At 75.6% G+C, this 25,247-nt stretch carries 19 protein-coding genes; 14 read left to right on the top strand and 5 right to left on the bottom strand.

Annotated elements, in window-relative coordinates; genetic code table 11:
• Positions 1-65 precede the first annotated feature (65 nt).
• Positions 66-1,886, bottom strand: coding sequence for a DEAD/DEAH box helicase (locus tag ACWIX3_RS24755; RefSeq protein WP_448609995.1), 1,821 nt, complete (start codon positions 1,884-1,886; stop codon positions 66-68).
• A gap of 134 nt (positions 1,887-2,020) precedes the next feature.
• On the opposite strand from ACWIX3_RS24755, the gene ACWIX3_RS24750 reads away from it, so the two are divergent.
• Positions 2,021-2,671, top strand: a complete 651-nt coding sequence (locus tag ACWIX3_RS24750; protein ID WP_448609994.1) for a ferritin-like fold-containing protein — start codon at positions 2,021-2,023, stop codon at positions 2,669-2,671.
• Between the two features lie 82 nt (positions 2,672-2,753).
• Here the strand turns inward: ACWIX3_RS24750 and ACWIX3_RS24745 are convergent, their stop codons facing one another.
• Together ACWIX3_RS24745 and ACWIX3_RS24740 are read right to left on the bottom strand one after the other, a co-directional pair.
• Entirely contained in the window at positions 2,754-2,990 is a 237-nt protein-coding gene (locus tag ACWIX3_RS24745) for a DUF3107 domain-containing protein (RefSeq protein ID WP_448609993.1), read from the bottom strand.
• 227 nt (positions 2,991-3,217) lie between these two features.
• A complete protein-coding gene (locus tag ACWIX3_RS24740; RefSeq protein WP_448609992.1) occupies positions 3,218-3,868 on the bottom strand; it encodes a TetR/AcrR family transcriptional regulator in 651 nt (216 codons plus the stop codon).
• Positions 3,869-3,936: 68 nt separating this feature from the next.
• Between ACWIX3_RS24740 and ACWIX3_RS24735 the strand changes: the two genes are divergently transcribed.
• The 5 genes from ACWIX3_RS24735 to ACWIX3_RS24715 all read left to right on the top strand — a co-directional run bounded on the left by ACWIX3_RS24735 (position 3,937) and on the right by ACWIX3_RS24715 (position 8,687).
• Entirely contained in the window at positions 3,937-4,995 is a 1,059-nt protein-coding gene (locus ACWIX3_RS24735; protein ID WP_448609991.1) for an alpha/beta fold hydrolase, read from the top strand.
• A gap of 190 nt (positions 4,996-5,185) precedes the next feature.
• A complete protein-coding gene (locus ACWIX3_RS24730; protein ID WP_448609990.1) occupies positions 5,186-6,250 on the top strand; it encodes a DUF3152 domain-containing protein in 1,065 nt (354 codons plus the stop codon).
• Positions 6,251-6,431: 181 nt separating this feature from the next.
• Positions 6,432-7,592 carry an adenylyltransferase/sulfurtransferase MoeZ gene (gene moeZ / locus ACWIX3_RS24725; protein ID WP_448609989.1) on the top strand — a complete coding sequence of 387 codons (1,161 nt, stop codon included), beginning with the start codon at positions 6,432-6,434 and terminating at the stop codon, positions 7,590-7,592.
• A gap of 133 nt (positions 7,593-7,725) precedes the next feature.
• A complete protein-coding gene (locus ACWIX3_RS24720; RefSeq protein WP_448609988.1) occupies positions 7,726-8,310 on the top strand; it encodes a TIGR03086 family metal-binding protein in 585 nt (194 codons plus the stop codon).
• Positions 8,311-8,333: 23 nt separating this feature from the next.
• Positions 8,334-8,687 carry an MGMT family protein gene (locus ACWIX3_RS24715; RefSeq protein WP_448609987.1) on the top strand — a complete coding sequence of 118 codons (354 nt, stop codon included), beginning with the start codon at positions 8,334-8,336 and terminating at the stop codon, positions 8,685-8,687.
• Positions 8,688-8,723: 36 nt separating this feature from the next.
• Here the strand turns inward: ACWIX3_RS24715 and ACWIX3_RS24710 are convergent, their stop codons facing one another.
• Positions 8,724-9,629: a DUF4231 domain-containing protein gene (locus tag ACWIX3_RS24710; protein WP_448609986.1), complete on the bottom strand. Its 906-nt coding sequence runs from the start codon at positions 9,627-9,629 to the stop codon at positions 8,724-8,726.
• Positions 9,630-9,728: 99 nt separating this feature from the next.
• On the opposite strand from ACWIX3_RS24710, the gene ACWIX3_RS24705 reads away from it, so the two are divergent.
• The 3 genes from ACWIX3_RS24705 (at position 9,729) to ACWIX3_RS24695 (ending at position 18,032) form a co-directional block, all read left to right on the top strand.
• A complete protein-coding gene (locus ACWIX3_RS24705; RefSeq protein WP_448609985.1) occupies positions 9,729-11,390 on the top strand; it encodes a toll/interleukin-1 receptor domain-containing protein in 1,662 nt (553 codons plus the stop codon).
• A 94-nt stretch (positions 11,391-11,484) separates the two neighbouring features.
• Positions 11,485-14,673 (top strand): ATP-dependent helicase, encoded by a 3,189-nt coding sequence (locus tag ACWIX3_RS24700; RefSeq protein ID WP_448609984.1) that lies wholly within the window; start codon positions 11,485-11,487, stop codon positions 14,671-14,673.
• The gene (locus ACWIX3_RS24695; protein WP_448609983.1) at positions 14,670-18,032 is read left to right on the top strand and encodes a UvrD-helicase domain-containing protein; all 3,363 of its coding nucleotides are present in this window, start codon (positions 14,670-14,672) and stop codon (positions 18,030-18,032) included. Before ACWIX3_RS24700 ends, ACWIX3_RS24695 begins: the two co-directional genes overlap by 4 nt.
• 122 nt (positions 18,033-18,154) lie before the next feature.
• Here the strand turns inward: ACWIX3_RS24695 and ACWIX3_RS24690 are convergent, their stop codons facing one another.
• Positions 18,155-18,991 (bottom strand): alpha/beta fold hydrolase, encoded by an 837-nt coding sequence (locus ACWIX3_RS24690; protein WP_448609982.1) that lies wholly within the window; start codon positions 18,989-18,991, stop codon positions 18,155-18,157.
• A gap of 25 nt (positions 18,992-19,016) precedes the next feature.
• Here ACWIX3_RS24690 and ACWIX3_RS24685 point away from each other — a divergent pair, with 25 nt between their 5' ends.
• From ACWIX3_RS24685 to nudC, 5 genes are all read left to right on the top strand, one after another.
• Positions 19,017-20,435, top strand: coding sequence for a M20/M25/M40 family metallo-hydrolase (locus tag ACWIX3_RS24685; RefSeq protein WP_448609981.1), 1,419 nt, complete (start codon positions 19,017-19,019; stop codon positions 20,433-20,435).
• 88 nt (positions 20,436-20,523) lie between these two features.
• Complete coding sequence (locus ACWIX3_RS24680) at positions 20,524-21,399, top strand: DUF2510 domain-containing protein (RefSeq protein WP_448609980.1); 876 nt, start codon at positions 20,524-20,526, stop codon at positions 21,397-21,399.
• A 197-nt stretch (positions 21,400-21,596) separates the two neighbouring features.
• Positions 21,597-22,907, top strand: coding sequence for a M16 family metallopeptidase (locus tag ACWIX3_RS24675; RefSeq protein WP_448609979.1), 1,311 nt, complete (start codon positions 21,597-21,599; stop codon positions 22,905-22,907).
• Positions 22,904-24,259, top strand: coding sequence for a M16 family metallopeptidase (locus tag ACWIX3_RS24670; RefSeq protein ID WP_448609978.1), 1,356 nt, complete (start codon positions 22,904-22,906; stop codon positions 24,257-24,259). Before ACWIX3_RS24675 ends, ACWIX3_RS24670 begins: the two co-directional genes overlap by 4 nt.
• Positions 24,256-25,221 carry an NAD(+) diphosphatase gene (nudC, locus tag ACWIX3_RS24665; RefSeq protein ID WP_448609977.1) on the top strand — a complete coding sequence of 322 codons (966 nt, stop codon included), beginning with the start codon at positions 24,256-24,258 and terminating at the stop codon, positions 25,219-25,221. The genes ACWIX3_RS24670 and nudC overlap by 4 nt, the downstream gene beginning before the upstream one ends.
• Positions 25,222-25,247: the final 26 nt, after the last annotated feature.

The raw sequence follows: 25,247 nt of genomic DNA, 5'->3' as shown, positions 1-25,247 counted from the left end.
AGGGCGGCCCCCTTGCACGGTCCCGCCGCGAGCTCGCGAGCGGTGGGGGGCAAGGGGGTCCTCTCTCAGGCGGCGGGCTCGGCCGAGCCGCGGCCGGCCCCGCCGCGGCGACGCCGGCGGCGCTTGCGGGCCGCGGCCTCGCCGGACGCGGCGCCCTCACCGGACGACGCCTCCGCGGGCCCGTCGATCGCGGCGGCGGCACCGGCCGCGGCCGCACCGCCGCCCCGCGTGCGCCGGCGCGGGCGGCTCTTCGGGGCGCCCACCGGCTCCACGGCGTCGCGGGCCGGGCCGGTGCCGCCGCCGGAGCGGGTGCGCTTGCCGGTCTCGCCGAGGTCCTCGAGGGTCTCGGCGTCCAGGCCCTCGCGGGTGCGCTGGGCGCGGGGGAGCCGACCGGTCGCGCCCTCGGGCACGTCCAGGTCGGTGTAGACCCACGGCGAGGTCGAGTAGGTCTCCGGCGGGTCGGTGAACTCCAGGTCCAGCGCCTTGTTGATCAGCTGCCACCGGGGGATGTCGTCCCAGTCGACGAGCGTGACGGCGACGCCGGTGCTGCCGGCACGGCCGGTGCGGCCGATCCGGTGCACGTAGGTCTTCTCGTCCTCGGGGCACTGGTAGTTCACGACGTGGCTGACGCCGGTGACGTCGATGCCGCGGGCGGCGACGTCGGTGGCGACCAGCACGTCGACCTTGCCGCTGCGGAAGGCGCGCAGCGCCTGCTCGCGGGCGCCCTGGCCGAGGTCGCCGTGCACGGCGGCCGCGGCGAACCCGCGCTCCACCAGCTCGTCGGCGACCTTCTGCGCGGTGCGCTTGGTCCGGCAGAAGACCATCGCCAGCCCGCGACCCCGGGACTGCAGCACCCGGGACAGCAGCTCGGGCTTGTCCAGGTTGTGCGCCCGGTAGATGAACTGGGTGGTCTGCGGGACCGTCGAACCCTCGTCGTTGCCGTGCGCCCGGATGTGCGTCGGCTGGGTCATGAACGACCGCGAGAGCGTCACGATCGGGCCGGGCATCGTCGCGGAGAACAGCATGGTCTGCCGCTGCTCCGGGACCATCGCGAGGATCCGCTCGATGTCGGGCAGGAAGCCCAGGTCGAGCATCTCGTCGGCCTCGTCGAGGACCAGCACGCGGACCTTGCCCAGGATGAGGTGACCCTGCTGCGCCAGGTCCAGCAGCCGGCCCGGGGTGCCGACGACGACCTCGACGCCGCTCTGCAGCGCGGCGACCTGCGGCTCGAAGGCCCGTCCGCCGTAGATCGCCTGCACGCGGATGCCGCGCTTGACGCCGGCGGTGCCCAGGTCGCGGGCGACCTGCACGCACAGCTCACGGGTGGGGACGACGACCAGCGCCTGCGGGACGCCGTCGCCGCCCTCCGCGGCGGGGACGACGCGCTGCAGCATCGGGACGCCGAAGCCGAGGGTCTTGCCCGTCCCGGTGCGGGCCTGGCCGATGAGGTCGTTGCCGGCCAGCGCCAAGGGGAGGGTGAGCTCCTGGATGGCGAAGGTCCGGGTGATCCCGACCTCGGCCAGCGCCGCGACGACGTCGGGGTGGACGTCGAAGTCGCTGAACAGCGGGGCGTCGTCGGCGACGGGCGCGCCGCCGAGCTCCTCGACGGCCTGCTCGAGCTGCTCGGGCGCGGGGGCGCCGGTCTCGGCGTGCTCGATCTCGGCGGTGGTGGGGGTGTTCTCGGTGGAGGTCAGTGCTCTCGCCTCTGGTCTGCTGGGGGACCGGCTCCCGGGCGCTCGCGCCGCTGTCGCACCGGTCCCGGTCGGGTGTCGCGGGATCAGTTCCAGCGCCGACGCGGCCAGCAGAAACCGGGCCGCACCTCGGTGTCGGCCCGGGAGGAGCCCCTCGGGGCGTCGTCTCCAGCGGTCGTCAGCGCACAGATACACAGCGAACCGAAGGGCTCGCCGATTCCCAGTCTAGCGCGCGCGGCGGTTAGCCTCCCTCCGCCGCGCTGTCCGGACCCCTCGTGCCACCCGTCCGGGGCAGTCGCCGACCGTCCCACCGACCCCGGGAGCTGCCAGTGGACACCGTCGACGAGCGGGCCGTCGTCGACCTGCTGGGCGTGCTGTCCTACGCCGAGCTCACCGCCTTCGACCGGCTGGCCGAGGACGCCCGGCTGGCGCCCACCCTCGACGGCCGGGCCGCGCTGGCGCAGATGGCGGCCGCGGAGATCGACCACCACTGCCGGCTGACCGCGCGCCTCACCGAGCTCGGCGCCGACCCGACCGCGGCCATGACCCCGTTCGTCCCCGCGCTCGACGCCTTCCACGACAGCACCCGGCCGCGCACCTGGCTGGAGGGGCTCGTCAAGGCCTACGTCGGGGACGGCCTGGCCTCGGACTTCTACCGGGAGATCGCCGGCTTCCTGCCCGACCCGGACCGGGCGTTGATCCTCGACGTCCTCGCCGACACCGGGCACGCCGACTTCGCCATCCGTGAGGTACGGGCGGCCATCGCCACCGACCGCACGCTCTCCGGGCGGCTGGCCCTGTGGGGACGGCGGCTGGTCGGGGAGGCCATGCGGCAGGCGCAGGCGGTCATCGCCGAGCGCGACCAGCTCGCCGAGCTGATCCTCGAGGGCACCGGCGACGTGTCCGGCATCGGGCGACTGATCGAGCGCATCACCACCGCGCACACCGAGCGGATGAAGACCCTCGGCCTGAACCCCTGACACCGCGATCCTCCGGGCCCGACGCGACGACGGGGCGCCTCCGCCGCAGCGGAGGCGCCCCGTCGGGACGTGCGTGTGCCCGTCAGGCGCCGGCGATGAAGCCCACGCGCCGCTGGTCGGCCTGCGCGATCTCCACGTAGGCGATGCGGTCGACGGGCACGAGCACCCGGCGCCCACGCTCGTCGACCAGCGTCAGCAGGCCGTCCTTGGTCGCGCCGGACATGGCTTTCGCCACCTCCGTGGCGATCTCGTCGGGGGTCTTGGGGCTGTCGATGACCAGCTCCCGGGGGGAGTGTTGGACACCGATCTTGACTTCCACGGGGGATGCCTCCTCGAATTGCGCGGCTGTTCCCCACGCTAGTGCAGCCCGCGAGCGGCCGACCTGCGGTGCAGGTGCGCCGTCAGCGAACGAGGCACCGCCGCGGGAAGCAGGACCACCCGGCCCCCACCGGGGAAGGGCCCCGTCCCCCCACCCCTCGCTCCGCTCGGGGCGGTGCCCTGGACGGGGCCGGCGGCGGGACCCTGCAGGGCGGCCGGGTGCCTTCTTCAGCGCGGTGTGCCCTCGCCGCCCTCGACCCGCGGGAAGCCGGAGATGCCGCGCCAGGCCAGCGCGGTCAGCAGGGACACCGCCTCGTCGCGCGAGACGGTGCCCTTGCGGGGCAGCCACCACCGGGCGCTGGTCTCGGACAGCCCGGTCAGGCCCGAGGCCAGCAGCAGGGCTCGCTCCCGGTCGAGGCCGGTGTCGGCGGCGATGACCTCGCCGATCGCCTCCACGCACGCCCGGTGACCACGGTCGGCGAGCTCGCGGACGTCGTCGTCGTTGTTCAGGTCGGACTCGAAGACCAGGCGGAACGCGGCGCCGTCGGCGTTGATGAAGTCGAAGTAGGCGCCGACCGCCCCGTTCACCCGGGTGCGGTTGTCGTCGGTGCCCTCCATCGCCTCGCGCACCCGGTCGGTCAGCAGGGTGACCTGCTGCTCCAGCAGCGCCAGGTACAGCTCCCGCTTGCCCGGGAAGTGCTGGTACAGCACCGGCTTGCTGACCCCGGCCCGGTCGGCGATCTCGTCCATCGCCGCGGCGTGGTAGCCCTGGGCGACGAAGACCTCCTGCGCGGCCTGCAGCAGCTGCGCCCGGCGGGCGCCCCGCGGCAGGCGGGACGAACGGCGGACGGGCGCGGGAGCTGGGCGGGATGCGTGCATGGCGGAGGGATGTTACCGGCCGGTCACCCGGATGCGCGCCGCCGTCCGCGCTGACCTACCGTCGCCGGGTGCCCGAGGCAACCGCAACCGCCACCGCCGCGGTGAGCCGCCCCGCCCGGTTGTCGGCTGTCGCGCTGACCAGGACCGACACCCTCCCGCCGCCGTGGCCGGGAGAACAGGTCGCCGTCCGCGGCGGTGAGGTCTTCGTGCGCCGGACGCCGTGGACCGGCCCGGTGGACGGTGCCGCGGCCGGTGCGCCGAGGGAGCGGGCGCTCTACGTGCACGGGCTGGGTGGCGCCTCAACGAACTGGACCGACCTCGCCGCGCTGCTCGCCGTCCGCTTCGACGGCTGGGCGCTGGACCTCCCCGGCTTCGGCCGCTCCCGGCCGCCGGCTCGCACCTCGTACTCGGTGCGCGGGCACGTGGCAGCGGTCGTCGACCTCCTCGAGCGGATCGTCGCCGAGCCCGGGGATGGCGCCGGCCGGCCGGTGCACCTGCTGGGCAACTCCCTGGGCGGCCTGGTCTCGCTGTTCGTCGCCGCGAGCCGCCCCGACCTGGTCGCCACCCTGACGCTGGTGTCGCCGGCGATGCCGGTCTACCGGGTGCCCGGCGCTTTCAGCCGCACGCTGCTGCTGCTCCTGCTGCCCGGCATCCCCGCACTGGCCGAGCGCCGGCTCTCCGGCGTGACGCCGGAGCAACAGGTCCGCGGCATGGTGCAGATGTGCTTCGGCAACCCCCGCCGGGTGCCGAGGGAGCGGCTGGAGCAGGCGCTGCAGGAGATGCGCGAGCGCGCGGGGCAGCCGTGGGCGACCCAGGCGCTGACCCGCAGCATGCGCGGCCTGATCACCTCCTACCTGCGGGTGGGTCCGCGGAACGCCTGGCGGCTGGCCCGGTCGCTGCGCCCGCCGACCCTGGTGGTCTGGGGCGACCGCGACCGGCTGGTCGACCCCGGCCTCGCGCCGCGGCTGGCGGCCACCGTCCCTGACGCGCGGCTGCAGGTCCTCGAGGGCGTCGGGCACGTCGCCATGCTCGAGGCCGCCGAGCCGGTGGCCCGCGCGGTGCTCGCGCTGGCCGAGGACGCCGCCGGATCGGCCGCGGAGGACGCCGACGAGGCGCGGGCCTCCTAGGCCCCACCGGCGCACACGCCGTCGCGGGACGGTCTCCGCCGGGACCGCCGGGCCGTGAGAGCCTGACGGGGTGAGTCCCGCGGACGCCTCTCCCGGCCGCGGGCCGAACGGGCGCACGCGACCGGCACCGGACGCCGGCCCGCCCGGTCGCCCGGCACGCGCCGTGGAGCCCGTGCGCGGGCTGCCGCGCGTGCCACCGCCGGCAGGCCGCCGCGCCCAGCCTCCGGCGACCCCCCGGTTCGCCGACACCAACCCGGTGGTGACCCGGGAAGGGGCGTCGGGCCGCACCGAGCGTCCCGGGGTCCGGCATCCCGCCCCGACCGGCCGCGCCCTCGGCCAGGCAGCGGACGAGCGACGCGCCGGCGGGACCCGCGTCGTCGTCCCCGGCCGGACCCGGTCGGCACCCCCGGGCGGCGGCGGTGGCCGGTTCCGCCGGTTCGTCACCCGCTGGGGCTGGCGGGCCTACGCCATCCCGCTGCTCGCACTCGCGACCGTGGTCACCCTCGTCGACCTGCTGGTCACCGGCACCGGCACCGGCACCGGCACCGGCACCGGCACGAGCGCGCCGGTCGCCGCATCCCCGGAGCCGTCGGTGGCGGCCGTGGCCCCCGGTACCGCCGAGGCCGTGCCCGAGCCGTCGGCGACGCCCACGGCGCCGGTCGAGGTCGACGCGGCACCGACCGAGGCGCCGGAGACCGCCGCGGGCGCCCCCGGCTTCGTCCAGCAGGGCGCGGGCAGCGTGACCGTCGTCCCCGGGACCTCGCAGGTCCACGGCACCGGGCCGCTGCAGCGCTTCGTCGTCGAGGTCGAGGACGGCATCGAGGTGGACGGCGCCAGGTTCGCCGCCGCGGTCGAGGACACCCTCGGCGACCCGCGGTCGTGGGGCAACGGCGGGCGGATGTCGTTCCAGCGGGTCGGCGAGGCCGAGGCCGCGGCCGGCGACTACGCGTTCAAGGTGACCCTGATCAGCCCCGGGAGCATGGAGCGGTACTGCCCCGGCGTGGGCACCGGCGGCTACACCTCCTGCCGGTACGGCGACCGCGCCGTCATCAACCTGGCCCGTTGGGCGACCGCCGTCCCGGACTACCAGGACGACATCCCCACCTACCGGCACTACGTGGTCAACCACGAGGTCGGCCACGCCCTCGGCAACGGCCACCAGGACTGTCCCGGCCGCGGCCGGCCCGCCCCCGTGATGCAGCAGCAGACGCTCGGGCTCGAGGGCTGCGCCAAGAACGCCTGGCCCTACCCGTAGCCGGCCCGCGCGAGGAGCGGCTCGCGCCGCACGGCGTGCGAGTACCGCGCGCCACGTCCGCGGAGCACGGACCGGAGGTGACGAGTCGGGGGCCGACAGCGGAATGAGCGCACCTGCCGGGCTGTTGTCCCGACGAACGCCGGCCTGCGCTGGGCCGCTGTCGAGTACTGAGGAGCAGCTCGTGTCCCTGCCACCCCTGGTGGAGCCCGCCGCCGATCTGTCGATCGACGAGGTCCGCCGGTACAGCCGGCACCTGATCATCCCGGACGTCGGGATGGACGGTCAGAAGCGGCTGAAGAACGCCAAGGTGCTCGCCGTCGGCGCCGGCGGCCTCGGTTCGCCGGTGCTCATGTACCTGGCCGCGGCCGGGGTCGGCACGCTCGGCATCGTCGAGTTCGACGTCGTCGACGAGTCGAACCTGCAGCGCCAGATCATCCACGGCAAGTCCGACGTCGGCCGGTCCAAGGCCGAGAGCGCGCGCGACTCCATCAAGGAGATCAACCCCTACGTCGACGTCCGCCTGCACGAGACGCGGCTGGACAGCGACAACGTGATGGAGATCTTCAGCCAGTACGACCTCATCGTCGACGGCACCGACAACTTCGCCACGCGCTACCTGGTCAACGACGCCTGCGTCCTGCTGGGCAAGCCGTACGTGTGGGGGTCGATCTACCGGTTCGACGGCCAGGTCTCGGTCTTCTGGAACGACCACGGGCCCAACTACCGCGACCTGTACCCGGTGCCGCCGCCGCCCGGCATGGTGCCCAGCTGCGCCGAGGGCGGCGTGCTCGGCGTCCTGTGCGCGACCATCGGCGCCATCCAGGCGACCGAGGCGGTCAAGCTGATCACCGGCATCGGCGAGACGCTGCTCGGCCGGCTGATGGTCTACGACGCCCTGGAGATGACCTTCCGCACGATCAAGGTGCGCAAGGACCCGGAGGGCGAGCCGATCACCGGGCTCATCGACTACGAGACCTTCTGCGGTGTCGTCTCCGACGAGGCCCAGCAGGCCGCCGCGGGCTCGACGATCACCGTCGACGAGCTCAAGGACATGATCGACGCCGGCAAGGACTTCGAGCTGATCGACGTCCGGGAGCCCAACGAGTACGAGATCGTCTCGATCCCGGGCGCGAAGCTCATCCCCAAGGACGAGATCCTCTCCGGCCGGGCGCTGGCGCAGCTGCCGCAGGACAAGCCGATCGTGCTGCACTGCAAGACCGGCGTCCGCTCGGCCGAGGTGCTCGCCGCGGTCAAGAACGCGGGCTTCTCCGACGCCGTCCACGTGCAGGGCGGCGTGACGGCCTGGGCCACGCGGATCGACAAGACGCTGCCGACCTATTAGAAGGACCCCCTCGCCCCCGACCCTCGCTCCGCTCGGGCCGGGACCCTGCGAGGGGGCCGTTCCAGCAACTCGCCTGGGCCCGGTCCGCTCCCGTACGGGAGCGGACCGGGCCCTCGCGCTGTCTACTGGCTGCATGGCCGACTTCGCCGCGACCGAGCTGCTGGCCCTCTTCCAGCGCGCGCAGGCCTCCTTCACCGACCGTGTCGACGCGGTGGGACCCGAGCAGTGGGATGACGAGGCGCTGCCGGGCTGGACGGTCGCCGACCTCGTCGCGCACCTGGTGTCCGAGGCGCTCTGGGTGCCACCGCTGCTCGCCGGGGAGCCCTTCGACCTGATCGACGGCCGCTTCCCCGACGAGACGAGCGACCTGCTCGGCGACGACCCCCTGACCGGGTGGGAGTCCGCCGCCGACGGCGCGCTGGCCGCCTTCGCCCAGGACCGGGCGCTGCTGCACACCGTCCACCTGGAGCGCGGCCCCACCTCGGCGGCCGAGTACATCGAGGAGATGACCGCCGACCTCACCGTGCACTCCTGGGACCTCGCCCGCGCCACCGACGGCGACACCGAGCTGGACCCGGCACTGGTCACGGCGGCCCTGGTGGTCGCCGACCGGCTCCCCGCCGACGGCGTCCCGGGCCTGTTCGACCCGCCGCTGGACGTGCCGCGGACCGCTCCGCCGCAGGCCCGGTTGCTGGGCAGGTACGGCCGCCGCGCCTGACCCCGGACGGGTCGGTACGAGTGGTGGACGACGAGCAGCGACGCCGTGCCCCGAGCCGCGAGGCGCCCGCCGGACCGCCGTCCGCGGGCCCCTCGCCGCTGGACGTCGACGAGGCGGTGTTCGACGCCGTCGAGCGCATCCCGGCCGGGCGGGTGAGCACCTACGGCGCGATCGGACGGCTGGTCGGGGTCGGGCCGCGGCGGGTGGCCCGGGCGCTGTCGCAGGGCGGGGGAGCGGTGCCCTGGCACCGCGTGGTCCGCGCCGACGGCTCGGTCGCCGAGCCGGTCCGGGTCCGGCAGCTCGCCCTGCTCGCCGCCGAGGGGGTGCCGGTGCGCGCCGGCCGGGTCGACCTGGCCGCCGTCGGCTGGCCGGACTGAAGCCCGGCGCTGGGGCCGGCGGTCCGTCCCAGGCCCTCAACTGGTCCGCGAAGCCCGCCACATCGTGTGCTCGCGGGAGATCGCGGCCTCCGCCGAATCGACGAACTCCAGCCACTCCTCCTCCGTCCCGGTATGGGGGACGAGGACACGGATGGCGGCCAGCTCCTCCTTGGCGATCGCGTACGCCGAAGCCAGCGTGGCGTACTGCTTGGCCTGCACCCACGCCGTCGCCGCCGCGCCCACCGTGGCCACCAGACCGAGCAGCACGCCGGCGTTCCAGGCGTCGCCCAGCACGTTCAGGGCCTTCAGCGCGCCGGCCAGCACGCCGAGCAGCTCCAGCGACAGCAGCACGACGTTCCACCGGTGCGCCTGTCGGCGGTTGAACGCGCTCTTGTCGGCGTACCAGTGCTGCTGGTCCTCGATGCGTTGCCGCTCGTAGGTGCTCCGGCGCTGCTCGAGGTCCGCTGCGCGGAGCTCGCGCATCCAGGGCGTGACCTCCAGCTGACCGGAGCCGGCCGGCTGGATCTTCTCCAGGTTGCGGATGTTGCCGAGGATCTCGCGCAGCCGCTCGACGAAGATCCGGTCGGCTTCGGCGTCGTCGAGGTCGGGCGGGAAGAGCCGGCTGCCGGCCGCGTACCGCCAGCACAGGGTCTTGATGGACTCGGCGGCGGCCCGCGCGTCCTGCCACACCCTCGTCGGGCGGCTGCTCATCCGGTACCCGCGCAGCGCCAGGGTCATGGCGAAGAGGACCACCGCCGCCACGCCACCCAGGTCCAGGCCGCGCCTGCCGGCGTCGATCTTGAGCAGACCGGAGGCCGCCGCGAGGATCAGCAGGCTCAGTTCGAAGCACGTCAGGCGGAGGTGCGTGCGTTGACCCCAGGCCGCCGTCGCGTCGGCCACGGTGAAGGCGTTGGCATAGGTGGGTGCATCGGGACGTCCCACTCGCCGAAGCGTATGGGGTGCTCGTGGATTCGGGGGTTCCAGGATGCGGGGGCCGACCCCATGATGGCGTGCGGCGTACCGACTGACCGAGGGACGACGATGCAGCTCTTCGTCAGCTACTCGCGTCAGGATCATGCGGCGGTCCGCGAGCTCGTGGCCGATCTGGAGCTGGCTCACTTCACGGTCTGGCACGATCAGGAGCTCCGTGGTGGGGACCCCTGGTGGCAGGACATCCTCCAGCGGATCCGGGCATGCGACGTGTTCCTGTTCGTCCTGTCGCAGCACTCGCTGAGGTCCAAGCCGTGCTCGGCGGAGCTGTCCTACGCGCGGGCGCTGGGTCTGCCGGTGATCCCAGTGCAGGTCGGCCCCGTGGAGAACATCCGCACCACTGCCGTCGCGGACATCCAGGTCCTCGACCGACGAGAGCCCACTGTGGCGAACCGACTGGCGCTGATCGCCGCGATCCACGAGCACGGACGGCAACGGGGTCCCCTGATCGATCCGCTACCCGATCCGCCCCCCGTTCCGTTCGCCTACCTGCTGCGCCTGGGGGCGGCGATCAATGCCGAGCAGCTGAACCCGGATCAGCAGGGCGAACTCATCCGCCGGCTGCGGGAGTGTCTCGAGACCGAGGACGACGACGGCGTCCGGGACGACGCGCGTGACCTCCTGCGAGCTCTCCGGCGCCGGGTCGACGTGACCTTCCGGCACGTCGCCGAGATCGACCGGATGCTGGCCGAGGACGCAGCGCGGGGAGCCGAGGGCGGCCCGATGGGCGAGCGTGACCAGCAGGTGGGGACGACGACGTCGGAGCTACCGGCTCCCACGGTTCCCGATCCGGCTCTCACGGACCCCGGCCCGAGAACAGCCCCGTCCCGGAGCCTCGCCCCGCCGCCGGCCGAACAGGTTGCGCTCCCCCCGCCGGATCCACCGCCACCCGGTGGTGGAGACCGATCCTCCTTCGACGCGGGCAGCGCGGAGCACCTGAGCGGGTCCGGAGGACCTCCGCCCCGACGCAGACGCACCACAGTCATCGTCGCCGCCGTGGCGCTGTCCGTGTGTGTCGTTGCCGCGGTCGTAGCCGTCGCCCTCGCGACCCGCTCCGACCCACCACCGCGGAGCGCCAGTTCCGCGACGGCGATCCCGTCCTCGCAGGACCGTTCCACCGCCCCGTCGACCACGAGACCGTCTACGGTCTCTCCGTCCACGAGACCGTCCACGAGACCGTCCACGACGGCATCGACCACGGCGGGCACGACGGCGCCCTCGACCACTCCACCCACGACGGCGGGACAGCCCGCCACGCCCACCTCAGCCACGCCGGATCTGCTCGCGATCCTCCCAGCGGACCTCAGTGGGTGCTACGCGTCGCAGACCGGCACGTCGGGCGCGATCGCGAGCGCGCAGTGCGGCCCGAGTGCATCGCAGCCGGGCCCTTCCTCCGCGTGGTTCAACCAGTTCCCCGCGGGGACCGACATGAACGAGGTCTTCTTCAGGGGCATCGCGAACTCCGGTCTGTCGGAGCGCCCGCCCGACCAGGGGTGCCCGACGGCACCCGGTTACTACACCTGGGTGTACCGCGGGTCCACCGCACCGGCCGGCTATCTCGGTTGCGGCGTCGACAGCAATGATCAGCAAGTGTGGGTCTACTGGGTGGACTACCAGCACCGCGTCGAGACGGGCATCACCGCCCCCGGCACCGACCAGGCCGACCTCGCCCAGCTGTACGCGTGGTGGCAGAACAGGGGCGCCCTCGGCTGAACCGGGACCGGGGCATCCGCGAGCCGGTCCGGCGCACCGCCCGTGTGACCCGACCCATCCGGAGATCGTCGGCCGATCGTGGTGTCATCGAGGTGTGGCACTGCGGGGGGACGAGTCGACGCCGGTCTACCGCCTCGTGCAGCCGCCCGTTGCGCCCGTGCGGCGGCCCCGGCTCGACGTCACCCAGCAGGCCGTCGTCGACCACCCGGGCGGCCCGCTGCTGGTGCTCGCCGGCCCCGGCACGGGCAAGACGACGACGATCGTCGAGGCCGTCGCCGCGCGGATCGACCGCGGTGTCGACCCCGAGCAGATCCTCGTCCTGACCTTCAGCCGCCGGGCCGCCGCCGAGCTGCGCGACCGCGTCACCGCCCGGGTGGCGCGCACCATCCGGGAGCCGCTGGCCCGCACCTTCCACTCCTACGCCTACGGCGTGCTGCGACGGGCGGCGCTGCTGCGCGGGGACGCGCCCCCGCGGCTGCTCACCGCCGCCGAGCAGGACGCCGTCGTCGCCGAGCTGCTCCGCGGTGACCTCGCCGGGGAGGGCGCGGTGCGCTGGCCGGCGTCGTTGCTGCCGGCGCTGACCACCGCCGGTTTCCGCGGCGAGCTGCGCGAGCTGATGCTGCGGGCCACCGAGCGCGGGGTCGACCCCGAGCTGCTGGCGGCCTGGAGCCGCGAGACCGGCAACGAGGCGTGGCTGCACGCCGCGGCCTTCCAGGAGCAGTACGAGGCGGTCACCGCCTTCTCCACCGCCGGCGGCGGCGACGCGTCGGGCTACGACCCCGCCGAGCTGGTCCGGGCCGCGATCGCCGAGCTCGAGGACGACCCGGCGCTGCTGCGTGCCGAACGCGAGCGGGCCCGCTGGCTGTTCGTCGACGAGTACCAGGACACCGACCCCGCGCAGGTGGAGCTGCTGCAGCTGCTCGCCGGCGGCGGGAGCGACCTGGTCGTCGTCGGCGACCCCGACCAGGCCATCTACGCCTTCCGCGGCGCCGAGCCGCGCGGCATCGTCGAGTTCCCGGAGCGGTTCCGCACCGTCACCGGCCGGCCGGCACCGCGGCTGTCGCTGGGCCGGTGCCGGCGCTCGGGCCCGGCGCTGCTGGAGGTCAGCCGGAGGGTCGCCGAGGCGCTGCCCGGCCCGTGGGAGCACCGCCGGCTGGCCGCGGTCGAGGGTGCCGAGGAGGGCGCGGCCGAGGTGCACGTCTTCGGCTCGGCGTCGGTCGAGGCCGCCTACGTCGCCGACACCCTGCGCCGCGCGCACCTGGTCGACGGCGTCCCGTGGCCGGAGATGGCCGTCGTCGTCCGCACCGCGCTGGCCATCGGGCCGCTACGGCGGGCGCTCACCGCGGCCGGCGTCCCGGTCGAGGTCGGTACCGACGACCTGCCGCTGGCCGCCCAGCCGGCCGTCGCGCCGCTGCTGGCCGCGCTCAGCGCGCTGCTGCCGCGGCCGGGCGCCAGGCCGGGCACGCCGGCCCTCGACGAGCCCGGCGCCGAGGCGCTGCTGACCTCTCCGCTGGGCGGCGCGACGGTGCTGGACCTGCGCCGGCTGCGCCGTGCCGTGCGGATCGCGCAGGCCCAGCGGGGGGTGGACGCCGACGAGCGGGGCGCGCCGCTGGCCACCGCGCTCACCGACGAGGCGTTGCTCGAGGAGCTGCCCGAGGCCGTCGCCCGACCCGCGCGGCGGGTCGCAGAGGTGCTGGCCGTCGGCCGGGTGGCGCTGGCCCGCGACGGCTCGGCGGAGGACGTGCTCTGGGCGATGTGGCAGCGCAGCGGCCTGGCCGGCCGGTGGGCGCGGGCCAGCGCCGCCGGCGGAGCGGCCGGGGCGGTCGCCGACCGTGACCTCGACGCCGTCGTCGCGCTGTTCGACGCCGCGGCGGGCTTCGTCGACCGGCTGCCCTCGGCCACCGTCGGGGCGTTCGTCGAACACCTGTCGGCGCAGGAGCTGCCCGGGGTCACCGGCGCCGGCCGGGAGTCGGCGGCCGACGCCGTCCGGCTGCTCACCGCGCACGCGTCCAAGGGCCTGGAGTGGGACGTCGTCTGCGTGGCCGGCGTGCAGGAGGGCATCTGGCCCGACCTCCGCGACCGCGGCACGCTGCTGGGCACCGAGCTGCTGGTCGAGCGGGTGGCGGGCATCGACGGCGCCAACATCGACCGGCGCGTGCAGATGCTGGCCGAGGAGCGGCGGCTGTTCTACGTCGCCTGCACCCGCGCCCGGCGCCGGCTGGTGGTCACCGCCGTCGAGGGTGCCCTGGACGGTCCCGAGGCCGGCGCCACCGCCTCCCGGTTCCTCGATCTCGTCGTCCCCCCACCCGACGACGGCCGGCCGCTCACGCCGCTGCCGCGCTCGCTCACGCTGCCCGCGCTGGTCGCTGACCTGCGGCGGGCGGTCAGCGACCCGCAGACCGAGCCGGCCCGCCGGTCGGCGGCTGCCGCGGTGCTGCGCCGGCTGGCCGACGAGGGCGTGCCCGGCGCCTCCCCGGCCGACTGGTGGGGTCTGGCGCCGCTGTCCGACGACGCCCCGCTGGTGCCCGACGGCGAGGCCGTCCGGGTGCGCCCGTCGGCGATCGAGACCTTCCAGCGCTGTCCGCTGAAGTGGGTGCTCGGCGCGGTCGGTGCGGAGGCCTCGCCGGACGCCACCCGCACCGTCGGGTCCGCGGTGCACGCCGTCGCCCAGCAGGTGGCCGAGGGGCTGCCTGCCGCGGAGGCCCCGGCCGCGCTGGCCGAGGAGCTCGACCAGCTCGACCTCGGCCCCGGCTGGGCCGACCAGAGGCAGCGGATCGCCGCCCGCGACATGCTCGACCGGTTCCTGCGCTGGCACGCCGCCAACGGCCGCGAGCTGGTGGCCGCCGAGGCCGACTTCGACGTCACCGTGGGGCGGGCCCGCATCCGCGGCCAGGTCGACCGGCTCGAGCGCGACGGCGCCGGCCGGCTGGTCGTCGTCGACCTCAAGACCGGCCGCACCGCCGCGCGCGACATCGAGACCCACGGGCAGCTGGCCGCCTACCAGGTGGCCGTCGCCGCCGGGGCGTTCGGCGAGCACGGCGAGGCCCCCGGCGGGGCGGCGCTGCTGCAGGTGGGCTCCGGGACCAGGGCCAAGGAGCAGGCGCAGGACCCGCTGCCCGCCGACGTCCCGGTGGCCGAGACCTGGGCCGGGGAGCTGGTGGCGCAGGTCGGCGACGGCATGGGCGCGGCCACCTTCGAGGTGCGCACCGGCAGCCACTGCTCCCGGTGCCCGGCCCGGCGCAGCTGCCCGCTGCACGAGCGCGGCCGGCAGGTGACCTCGTGAGTCGGCGGGTGCCCGCGGTCGAGGACCAGCTCTCCTTCGACGAGGCCCTGTTCGGCGCGGCACCCGAACCGGTGCGGGCGCGCCGGCTGCTGACCCCCGCAGAGGTCGCCGTGCGCTGCGGCCTGGCCTACGCACCCTCCGACGAGCAGGCGCGGGTGGTGTCGGCGCCGGCCGACCGGCCGCTGGTCGTCGTCGCCGGAGCCGGGTCGGGCAAGACCGAGACGATGGCCGCCCGCGTCTGCTGGCTGGTGGCCAACGAGCTGGTCGCCCCCGACGCGATCCTCGGGCTGACCTTCACCCGGAAGGCGGCCAGCGAGCTCAACGAGCGCATCCGGATCCGGCTGGGCGCGCTGTCCCGCCACCCGGAGACCGAACCGGAGCTCAAGGAGCGACTGGCCGTCGCGATGCCGACGGTGTCGACCTACCACGGCTACGCCGCCTCGCTGGTCGGCGAGCACGGGCTGCGGATCGGCGTGGAGCCCGGCGCCGGCGTGCTCGGCCCGGCGATGTGCTGGGGGCAGGCGGCGGCCGTCGTGTCCGGCTGGACCGGCGACATGGACGACGTCCCGCTCACCCCGCTGACCACCGTCGAGGACGTGCTGGCGCTGGCCGGCGAGCTCGGCGAGCACGACATCGCCGCCGACCGGCTGCGCGCCTGGACCGCGCAGCTCGAGCGGCGGATCGCCGGCTATCCCGACGCGAAGGGCAAGCGCGGCCCCTACAAGCCGGTGCTCGACATGCTGGCCCGCCAGCGCGCCCGCGTGGCGCTGCTGCCGCTGGTGGAGGCGTTCGAGGCGCGCAAGCGGGCCGCCGGCGCGATCGACCACTCCGACCAGGTGGCGCTGGCCGCGAAGGTGGCCGTCAGCGCGCCCGAGGTCGGCCGCCGGGAGCGGGCCCGCTGGCGGATCGTGCTGCTCGACGAGTACCAGGACACCAGCGTCGGCCAGCTGCGGATGCTCGAGGCGCTGTTCGGCCGCACGACCGGGCACGCGGTGCTCGCCGTCGGCGACCCGCGGCAGTCGATCTACGGCTGGCGCGGCGCGTCCGCGGGGACGATCGAGCGCTTCGACCGCACCTTCCCCGGCATCCGCGGCAGGGAGGCCCAGCGGCTCACCCTCGCCACGAGCTGGCGCAACGACGGTGCGGTGCTCGCCGTCGCCAACGACGTCGCCGGGCTGCTGCCGGCACCCGAGGTGCCCCTGCCCGACCTGGCGCCGGCACCCACCGCCGGCCACGGGCTGGTCACCGCCGGCCTGTACACGACCGTGGCCGAGGAGACCGAGGCGCTCGCCGACCGGCTGGCCGCCTGCTGGCGTGGCGAGGACCCCGCGCTGCCGCCGCGCGCCGACGGCCACCCCCCGACGACGGCCGTGCTGGTGCGTACGCGCAAGCAGCTGCCCGGCATCGCGGCCGCGCTGCGCGCCCGCGGCCTGCCGGTGACCGTCGTCGGCCTGGGCGGGCTGCTCGAGGTGCCCGAGGTCTCCGACGTCGTCGCGACGCTGACCGTGCTCGTCGACCCCACCGCCGGTGACGCGATGGGACGGCTGCTGACCGGGGCCCGCTGGCGGATCGGCCCGCGCGACCTCGCTGTGCTCGAGTCCCGCGCCCGCGCGCTGGTGCACTCCCGTCGCACCGCCCGCGAGGACGACGACGACACCGCTCCCCGCCCGTCCGAGCGCGGCAGCATCGTCGAGGCGCTCGACGACCTCGGGGACCCGTCGGCCTACTCGCCCGCGGCCCACCGGCGGCTCCGCCGGCTCGGCGCGGAGCTGGGGCACCTGCGCGGCCGCCTGGGGGAGTCGCTGCCCGACCTGGTCGACGACGTGGCGCGGGTGCTGGGCCTGGAGACCGAGCTGGCCAGCGCGCCGGGCGTGAGCCCCGGCTCGGCGCGGGCACACCTCGACGCGCTGCACGCGGTCGCCGCGGAGTTCACCGAGCTGGCGGAGCTGCCCTCGCTGCCGGCCTTCCTCGGCTACCTGCGCGACGCCGAGGAGCGCGAGCGGGGCCTCGAGCCCGGCGAGGTCGCGGTCGACCCCGAGTCGATCCAGCTGCTCACCGGCCACTCGGCCAAGGGCCTCGAGTGGGACGTCGTCGCCGTCCCCGGCATGACGGCCGATCAGTTCCCGGCCCGCACCGACACCAGCGACTCGTGGGTCAAGGACCCCGGTGCGGTGCCGGTCGACCTGCGCACGACCGACCGCGCGGAACTGCCGCAGCTGCGTCTGCCGGTGCCCGGCTCGGGGGACCAGGCCGCGGTGCGCGCCGCACTCGAGGACTACGTCGACGAGTGGAAGCGCTTCGGTGAGGCCGAGGAGATCCGGCTGGGCTACGTGGCGGTCACCCGCGCCAAGCACCTGCTGCTGTGCTCGGGCAGCTGGTGGCGCGAGGGCGTGAAGCCGAACGGTCCGTCGGTGCTGCTCGACACCGTCCGCCGGGCGTGCACCGCCGGCGCCGGCGTCGTCGTCGCGTGGGCCGAGCGGCCGGAGGAGGACGCCACCAACCCCGCGCTCGAGGAGTGGCCGGTCGGCGTCTGGCCCGTCGACCCGCTGTCCCCGCCGCGCCGCCGGGCGCTCACCGCCGCGGCCGAGCTGGTGGCCGGTGCCGCCCCGCACCCGCTGGACGCCGACGCCGCGCTGGGTGCCGGCGACCCTGAGGTGGAGCGGTGGGTGCGCGACGCCGACCTGCTGCTCCGCGAGCGGCGACGGACCGCCCGCCCGATCGTCGAGGTGCTCCTGCCCAGCCACCTGTCGGTGTCCGAGCTGGTCGCGCTGCGCCGCGACCCGGCCGAGCTCGCCCGGCGGCTGCGCCGGCCGATGCCCGCCGCGCCCGCGCCGCTGGCCCGCCGCGGCACCGCGTTCCACGCCTGGCTGGAGGAGCGCTTCGGCGCCGCCCGGTTGCTCGACCTCGACGAGCTGCCCGGCTCCGGCGACGAGTCCGCCGCCCCCGACGGCGCGCTGGCCGCGCTGCAGGAGGCGTTCCTCGCCAGCCCCTGGGCCGACCGGCAGCCGGTCGAGGTCGAGGTGCCCTTCGAGACCCCCCTGGGTCCGCTCACGCTGCGCGGGCGCATCGACGCCGTCTTCGACGACGGCGACGGCGGCTTCGAGGTCGTCGACTGGAAGACCGGCCCGCCACCGGCGGGCCGGGAGCTCGCCGCCGCGGCGGTGCAGCTGGCCGCCTACCGGCTGGGCTGGTCACGGCTGGCCGGCGTCCCGGTCGAGCGGGTCAGCGCCGGGTTCCACCACGTCGCCGCCGGCGTCACCGTGCGCCCGGTCGACCTGCTCGACGAGGCCGGCCTGCTCGCCCTGGTCACCGGCCGGGACGACGACCTCCCCGACGAGCCCGAGCCCGAGGAGTACTGACCCGCGCGGTGCGGCCCCGTCCCGAGGCTCGCCCCCAGCTCGCGCGGGTCGGGCGGCCCGTCCAGGGCACCGCCGCGAGCCCGGGAGCGGTGGGGAGGACGGGGCCTTCCCGGGGCCCTCGTTCAGCTCGAGGCGACGCGGTCCAGGATCGCGACCGCCAACTGCTCCGGGGCCTGCTCGGGGATCCAGTGCGAGACCCCGGCCAGCTCGACGAAGCGGTAGTCCCCGGTGACGTGCTCGGCGCAGCCCTCCGCGGCCCGCCGTCCGATCGCGACGTCGTCGTCGCTCCAGACGTACGTGGTCGGCACGGTGACGTCGTCGACCGGCGTGGCCGAGCTCATCGCCCGGTACCAGTTGAGCGCGGCGGTCAGCGCGCCCGGCGCCGACAGCACGGCCACGTACTCGTCGACGGCCTCGGCGGGGACGGCGTCCCCGAACATCCGCCGCAGCCGCCGGGCGTCGTCGGCGAGCAGCACGTCCTCGGCCTTCCCCTGCTGCCAGAACAGCTGGATGTAGGCCGAGCGCTCCTTCTGCTCGGGATCGGAGCGGAAGGCCGTGGTGAACGCCGTGGGGTGCGGCACCGAGACGGCGGTCAGCGAGCGCACCCGGTCCTCGTGCCACGCGGCCAGCGCCCAGGCGACGTTGGCGCCCCAGTCGTGCCCGACGACGTCGGCCACCGGCACGTCCATCGCCGTCATCAGGTCGGCGGTGACCTGCGCCAGGTTGGTCAGCGCGTAGGCATCGACCTCGGCCGGCCGGGCGCCGGGGGAGTAGCCGAGCTGGTCGACGGCGTACGTGCGCAGCCCCGCCTCGGTCAGCTGCGGGGTCACCGCGGCCCACGACGCCGACGTCTCCGGGAAGCCGTGCAGCAGCACCACCGGGCGGCCGTCGTCCGGCCCGTCGGCCCGGACGTCGAAGGTGAGGTCGCCGACGTCCACCCTCAGCAGCTGTCCCGCCATGACCGCGACGCTACCGTCGGGAGTCGTGAGCAGCCCGGAACGCGACTTCGTCAGTGCGCACCTCGACGACCTGCACGCCGACCTCGACGCGTGGTTGCGGATCCCGTCGATCTCCGCCGACCCCGCCTCCGCGCCCGACGTCGCCGCGAGCGCCGAGTGGCTGGCCGCCGCGCTGCGCCGCACCGGCTTCCCCCTCGTCGAGGTCTGGGAGACCGCCGGCGCCCCCGCGGTCTACGCCGAGTGGCCCTCGGCGGACGACGGCGCGCCGGTCGCCCTGGTCTACGGCCACCACGACGTGCAGCCGGTCGACCCGCTCGAGCTGTGGGAGCACCCGCCGTTCCAGCCGACCCGGGTCGAGGGGCCCGACGGCCCGGAGCTGCACGCCCGCGGCGCGATCGACGACAAGGGCAACGTCGCGATGCACCTGCTGGGCATGCGCGCCCACCTGGCCGCCACGGGGCGGGACACCCCCGCGGTCACCGTGAAGGTCCTCGTCGAGGGCGAGGAGGAGTCCGGGTCGCCGCACTTCGCCGCGCTGCTGCGCGAGCGTGCCGACCGGCTGCGCTGCGACGTCGTCGTGGTCAGCGACACCGGGATGGCCGCGCCCGGCGTGCCGAGCGCCGTGGTCGCCATGCGCGGGCTGGCCGACGCCGAGATCACCCTGCGCGGGCCCGCCGTCGACCTGCACTCCGGCTCCTTCGGCGGCGGCGTCCCCAACCCGCTGCACGCGATGGCGACGCTGCTGGCGAGCCTGCACGACGAGCACGGGAGGGTCACCCTGCCCGGCTTCTACGAGAAGGTCAGGGAGCTCTCCGACCGGGAGCGCGAACTGATGGCCCGGGTGCCCTTCGACGAGGCCGCCTGGCTGGCCGGGCCCGCGGCGTCCCGCGTCGCGACCGGCGAGGAGGGGTTCAGCACCCTCGAGCGGATCGGCGCCCGGCCCACCGCGGAGGTCAACGGCATGTGGGGCGGCTACACCGGCCCCGGCCACAGGACCATCATCCCGGCCGAGGCGCACGCCAAGATCACGTTCCGGCTGGTCGCCGACCAGCGTCCCGCCGACCTCGCCGAGCAGGTGCGCGGCTGGGTGGCGGCGAACCTGCCCGCGGGCATCCAGGCCGACGTGCACGTCCCTGCCGGCGGGGTCTCGCCGTGCGCCAGCGACCTGGACTCCCCGGCGATGGCCGCGCTGCTCGCCGCGATCGGGCAGTCCTTCGACACCGATCCCGCCGACGTCCTGTTCACCAGGGAGGGCGGCAGCGGCCCGGAGGCCGACCTGGTCGACGTCCTGGGAGCGCCGCTGCTCTTCCTCGGCGCCGGGCTCCCCACCGACCGCATCCACTCGCCGAACGAGCGGGTGCTGCTGCCGATGCTGTACCGCGGCGCCGAGGCCGCAGCGCACCTCTGGCGGGAGCTCGCGACCGTGCCGCTGCGCCCGCGGTGACCGGGCCGCAGGACGGCGGACGGTCCGGCTCCCACGACGCCGACCGCCGCTGAGCAGAACTGCCGGCCGGCGGACCTAGGGTGGCGCCGTGACCGGTCAGTCGAGCGCGCCGCCGGGGTGGTACCCCGACCCCGACGGCGCCCCCGGGATGGTGCGCTGGTGGAACGGCGCCGGCTGGTCCGACGTGACCACCCCCGTCGGCCCCGGGGTGGCCGTGCAGGCGCCGCCCGCGCAGCCGGCTCCCGAGGTGCTCGAGGTACCCGCGCAGCCCCGGCCCTCCGACCCGGGGCGGCCGCCACGGCGCACCGGGTGGGTGGTGGGGCTGTCGGTGCTCGGACTGGTGCTCGTCGTCCTCATCGGGTTCCTCGTCGGCCGGCCCAGCGGCTCGGACGCGAGGTCGGACGACGCCACCGCCCTGACCGTGCCGAGCGGGCCGACCTTCCCGCCCGGCACGGTCCGGATCGTGGACGAGGCCGCCGGCATCGCCTACCCGTACCTGGGTCAGGGCTGGCTCGAGTACGACCTGCAGGACGTCGTCGAGACCACCTCGGTGGCCGGGCAGTACCTCGTCACCCAGGAGGTGACGCCGGACGGCGGGACGTTCATCGCCCAGTGCACCTCCGGGCCGCTGTCGCCGTTGTTCGGCTACGCCGGTGCGGGGAGCCTGCAGCCGACGCTCGCCCAGGTCGCCGACAGCGTGCGGCTGAACTACTACCCGAGCCCCAACGAGCAGGAGGTCCTGCGCGACGAGGCCCGCACCGTCGACGGCGCTCCCGCGCGCCTGCTCGAGTTCGACCTCGCGTGGGACGTCGACGGATACGAGGCCACGGGGGAGCGGGCCGCGCTGCTGCTCGTCGACGTCGGACGGCCCGTGCCGGCGCTGCTCTACCTCTCCGTCCCCAACACCCACGCGGAGCTGTACGGGGTCATCGACCGCGTGGTCGACGGCGTCGAGGTGCTGTGACACGGTCGGCCTACCGGCCGACACCGCGACCACGTGCCGTCCCCGGCCCGTGTCGAGCCCCAGACCCCCGTCCCTGCTCGGGGGACCCTCCGGGCCCCCGCTCCCCGGGACCCGCACCGCGACCACGTGCCGTCCCCGGCCCGTGTCGATCCGTCGCCGCCCGGCGCGGCCTCCCCGGGCGCGGTTAGGGTCGGCACGTGACTGCAGCTGGGGCCGACCTCACCCTCCGGCACCCGGTGGAGCGCTTCCGACTCGAGAACGGGCTGCGCGTCGTCCTGGCGCCCGACCGCAGCGTCCCGGTGGTCGCCGTGACCGTCTCCTACGACGTCGGGATGCGCAACGAGCCCCAGGGCCGCACCGGATTCGCCCACCTCTTCGAGCACCTGATGTTCCAGGGCTCGGCCAACGTCCCGAAGATGGAGCACGCCCGGCTGGTCCAGGCCGCGGGCGGCACCTTCAACGGCTCGACCCACCAGGACTACACGAACTACTACGAGGCCCTGCCCGCCGAGGCCCTCGAACGGGCTCTCTTCCTCGAGGCCGACCGCATGGCGGCGCCGGCCATCACCGAGGAGAACCTCCGCAACCAGATCGACGTGGTGAAGGAGGAGATCCGGGTCAACGTGCTCAACCGCCCCTACGGCGCCTTCCCGTGGCTGCAGCTGCCCGCGATCGCCTTCGAGAGCTTCGCCAACACCCACGACGGCTACGGCTCGTTCGTCGACCTGGAGTCCTCGACCGTCGACGACGCGGTGGACTTCTTCCACCGCTACTACGCGCCGGGCAACGCCGTCCTGTGCCTCGGTGGTGACCTCGACGTCGAGGAGACCGAGCAGCTGGTGCGCCGCTGGTTCGAACCCGTGGCCGCCCGCGAGGTCCCGCCGACGCCGCCCACCGGCGAGCCGTCGCCTACCACCGTCCGCTCCGGCGTGGTCGAGGACCGGCTGGCCCCCGCGCCCGCGGTCGCCCTCGGCTGGCGGGTGCCCGACCCGGTCGGCGACCTCGACACCTACCTCGGCACGGTGCTGCTCGCCGAGCTCCTCAGCGAGGGCGACGCCTCGCGGCTGGAGCGCCGGCTGGTCCACGACGACCAGCTCGCCGTCGCGCAGAGCAGCTACGTGGGCCTCTTCGGCGACCCCTTCGACGTCCGCGACGCCACGCTGCTCACCACGCAGGTGCACCACCCGGCGTCGGTCCCGACGGAGAAGGTGGTCGCCGCCGTGCACGAGGAGATCGGCCGGATCGCCCAGGACGGCGTCGGCCCCGACGAGCTCGCCCGCGTGCAGGCCCGCACCGAGGCCCAGCTGCTCCGGCAGGCCGACTCGGTGCTCGGCCGCACGCTGGCCTTCGCCACCGGCGAGCTGATCCACGGCCGCGCCGAGCTGGCCGGCGAGCTCGCCGCCCGGCTGGCCGCGGTGACCCCCGAGCAGCTGCAGGCCGCCGCCCGGGGCCTGGACCCCGGCACCGTCGCGATCCTCGAGCTGCGTGCCACGGGAGGACGACGGTGACCGCCCCCGTGCTCATCCCGCCGCTGGGCGAGCCCCGACCCCAGCCCGAGCTGGCCGTCACCGAGCAGACGCTGCCCAACGGCCTCCGGCTGGTCGTCGTCCCGCGACCGGGCGTCCCGCTGGTGGAGCTGCGCCTGCGGGTGCCCTTCGCCGCCGCCACCGCGCGCGCCGCCGCACAGCACACCGCCCGCGCCTCGGTGCTCTCCGGCGCCGTCCTGCTCGGCACCGGCGCGCGCGACGCCACCGGCATCGCCGAGGCCCTGCAGACGCACGGCGGGGAGCTGTCGGTCTCCACGGACCCCGACCGGCTGCTGTTCGCCACCACGCTGCTCGCCGAGGGCCTCGCGCCCGTGCTCGGCGTGCTCGCCGAGGTGCTCACCGACGCCACCTACCCGGCCGACCAGGTGGAGGCCGAGCGGGCGCGGGTCGCCGAGCGGATCTCCATCGCGCGCTCGCAGCCCGGCATCATCGCCCGCACCGCGCTGGCGGCCCGCCGCTACGGCGTCCACCCGTACGCCGAGCAACTGCCCTCTGCCGAGCTGGTCACCGCGGTGCGCGGCCAGGCGCTGCGCAAGCTGCACCGCGAGCGGGTGCTGCCCGCCGGCAGCACCCTGGTGCTGGTCGGCGACCTCGACCCCGCCGCCGCCGTCGACGCCGTCGGCACCGCGCTGGCCGGCTGGACCGGCGAGGGGACGGCCGTCGCCGCCTCGCCGGTGCCGCAGCCGGCGCCCGGGCCGCTCCAGGTGGTCGACCGGCCCGGCGCGGTGCAGTCCAACCTGCGCCTCGGTGGACCCGCGCCCAGCCGCACCGACCCCGACCTGCCCGCGGTCCGGCTGGCGAACATGGTCTACGGCGGCTACTTCTCCTCCCGGCTGGTGGAGAACATCCGGGAGCGGCGCGGCTACACCTACAGTCCGCGCAGCTCGGTGGACCACCTCGCGGCCGCCTCCTCGTTCCTCGTCGAGGCGGACGTCGCCACCGAGGTGACCGGGCCGGCGTTCCTCGAGACCTGGTACGAGCTCGGCCGCATGGCGCTCACCCCGGTCACCGACGAGGAGCTGGACGCCGCCCGTCGCTACGTGCTCGGCAGCATGGCGCTGTCCACCGCCACCCACGCCGGGCTGGCCAGCACGCTCTCGGCGCTCGCCGGTTCGGGCCTGCCGCCGCAGTGGCTGGCCGAGCACCAGCAGGCCCTGGCGCGGGTCACCGTCGAGGAGGTGCAGGAGGCCTCCCGCCGGTTCCTGCAGCCGAGCGGGCTCACCGCCGTCGTCGTCGGTGACGCCGGGCGGGTCGCCGACCCCCTGGGCGCATTCGGCCCGGTCGAGGTCGTCTCGTCGGCGGACCCGGCGTGAGCGTCCCGGACGGCGGCAGCACCCCGGCGGACAACCCGCCGCCCTCGGGGGACGGCGTCCCCTGGCCGGACAGCAGCCCGTCGCCGGCCGGCGCGGTGCCCGTGCTGTCCCGCTCGGCGCACGACCGCAGCCACCTGGCCCGGTTGCTGCCCGACCCGACCGGCGGCCGGCCGGTGCGGGTGCTCACGGTGGACGAGCGGCGCACCGTGCCGGTCGAGGAGAGCGGGGCCGGGCCGCGGCTGCTGTGGGAGGAGCGGACCGGCCTGCCCGAGGGCGCGATCTACCTCGGCGAGGCGGGCGGCGTGGCCTACGCCGCCGTCCGCGGCGACCGGCGGCTGACCGTCGGCGGCCGCCCGGTCGACGCCTGGGCCGGCCTGCGGGACCTCGGCGCCGACCTCGACGACCTCGACGCCGGCCTGCTCGCCGAGGCGGTCGCCATGGTCGAGTGGCACGAGCGGCACCGGTTCAGCCCGCTGTCGGGGGCGCGGACGACGATCGAGCGGGCGGGCTGGGTGCAGCGCGACCCGGAGACCGGCGCGGAGCTGTTCCCCCGCACCGACCCGGCCGTGATCATGCTGGTCCACGACGGCGGCGACCGGTGCGTGCTGGGTCGCCAGGCGGTGTGGCCGCCGGGGCGCTTCTCCATCCTGGCCGGCTTCGTCGAGCCGGGGGAGTCCGCCGAGGGCGCGGTGGCGCGCGAGGTGGCCGAGGAGGTCGGCCTGCGGGTCACCGACATCCGCTACGTGGGCAGCCAGCCGTGGCCGTTCCCGCAGTCGCTGATGCTCGGCTACACCGCCCGCGTCGAGGGCGACCCGACGCTGCGGCTGGACCCCACCGAGATCGAGGAGGCCCGCTGGTTCACCCGCGACGAGCTGCGCTCGGGCGCCGGCCCGCGGGCACTGCCGCCGGCGGTCTCCATCGCCCGGCACATCATCGACCGCTGGGTCGACGGCGAGCTCTAGGAGGACCCGTCTGCCCCCACCACTCG

The sequence above is a fragment of the Geodermatophilus sp. URMC 60 genome, from assembly GCF_053502585.1.
This window is presented reverse-complemented; position numbering and strand designations above follow the sequence as displayed.

Coding starts and splice junctions, on each gene's coding strand:
- ACWIX3_RS24740 (WP_448609992.1), bottom strand. CDS start 3,868: ATGCACGCATCCCGCCCAGCTCCCGCGCCCGTCCGCCGTTCGTCCCGC.
- ACWIX3_RS24720 (WP_448609988.1), top strand. CDS start 7,726: ATGGCCGACTTCGCCGCGACCGAGCTGCTGGCCCTCTTCCAGCGCGCG.
- ACWIX3_RS24705 (WP_448609985.1), top strand. CDS start 9,729: ATGCAGCTCTTCGTCAGCTACTCGCGTCAGGATCATGCGGCGGTCCGC.
- ACWIX3_RS24690 (WP_448609982.1), bottom strand. CDS start 18,991: ATGGCGGGACAGCTGCTGAGGGTGGACGTCGGCGACCTCACCTTCGAC.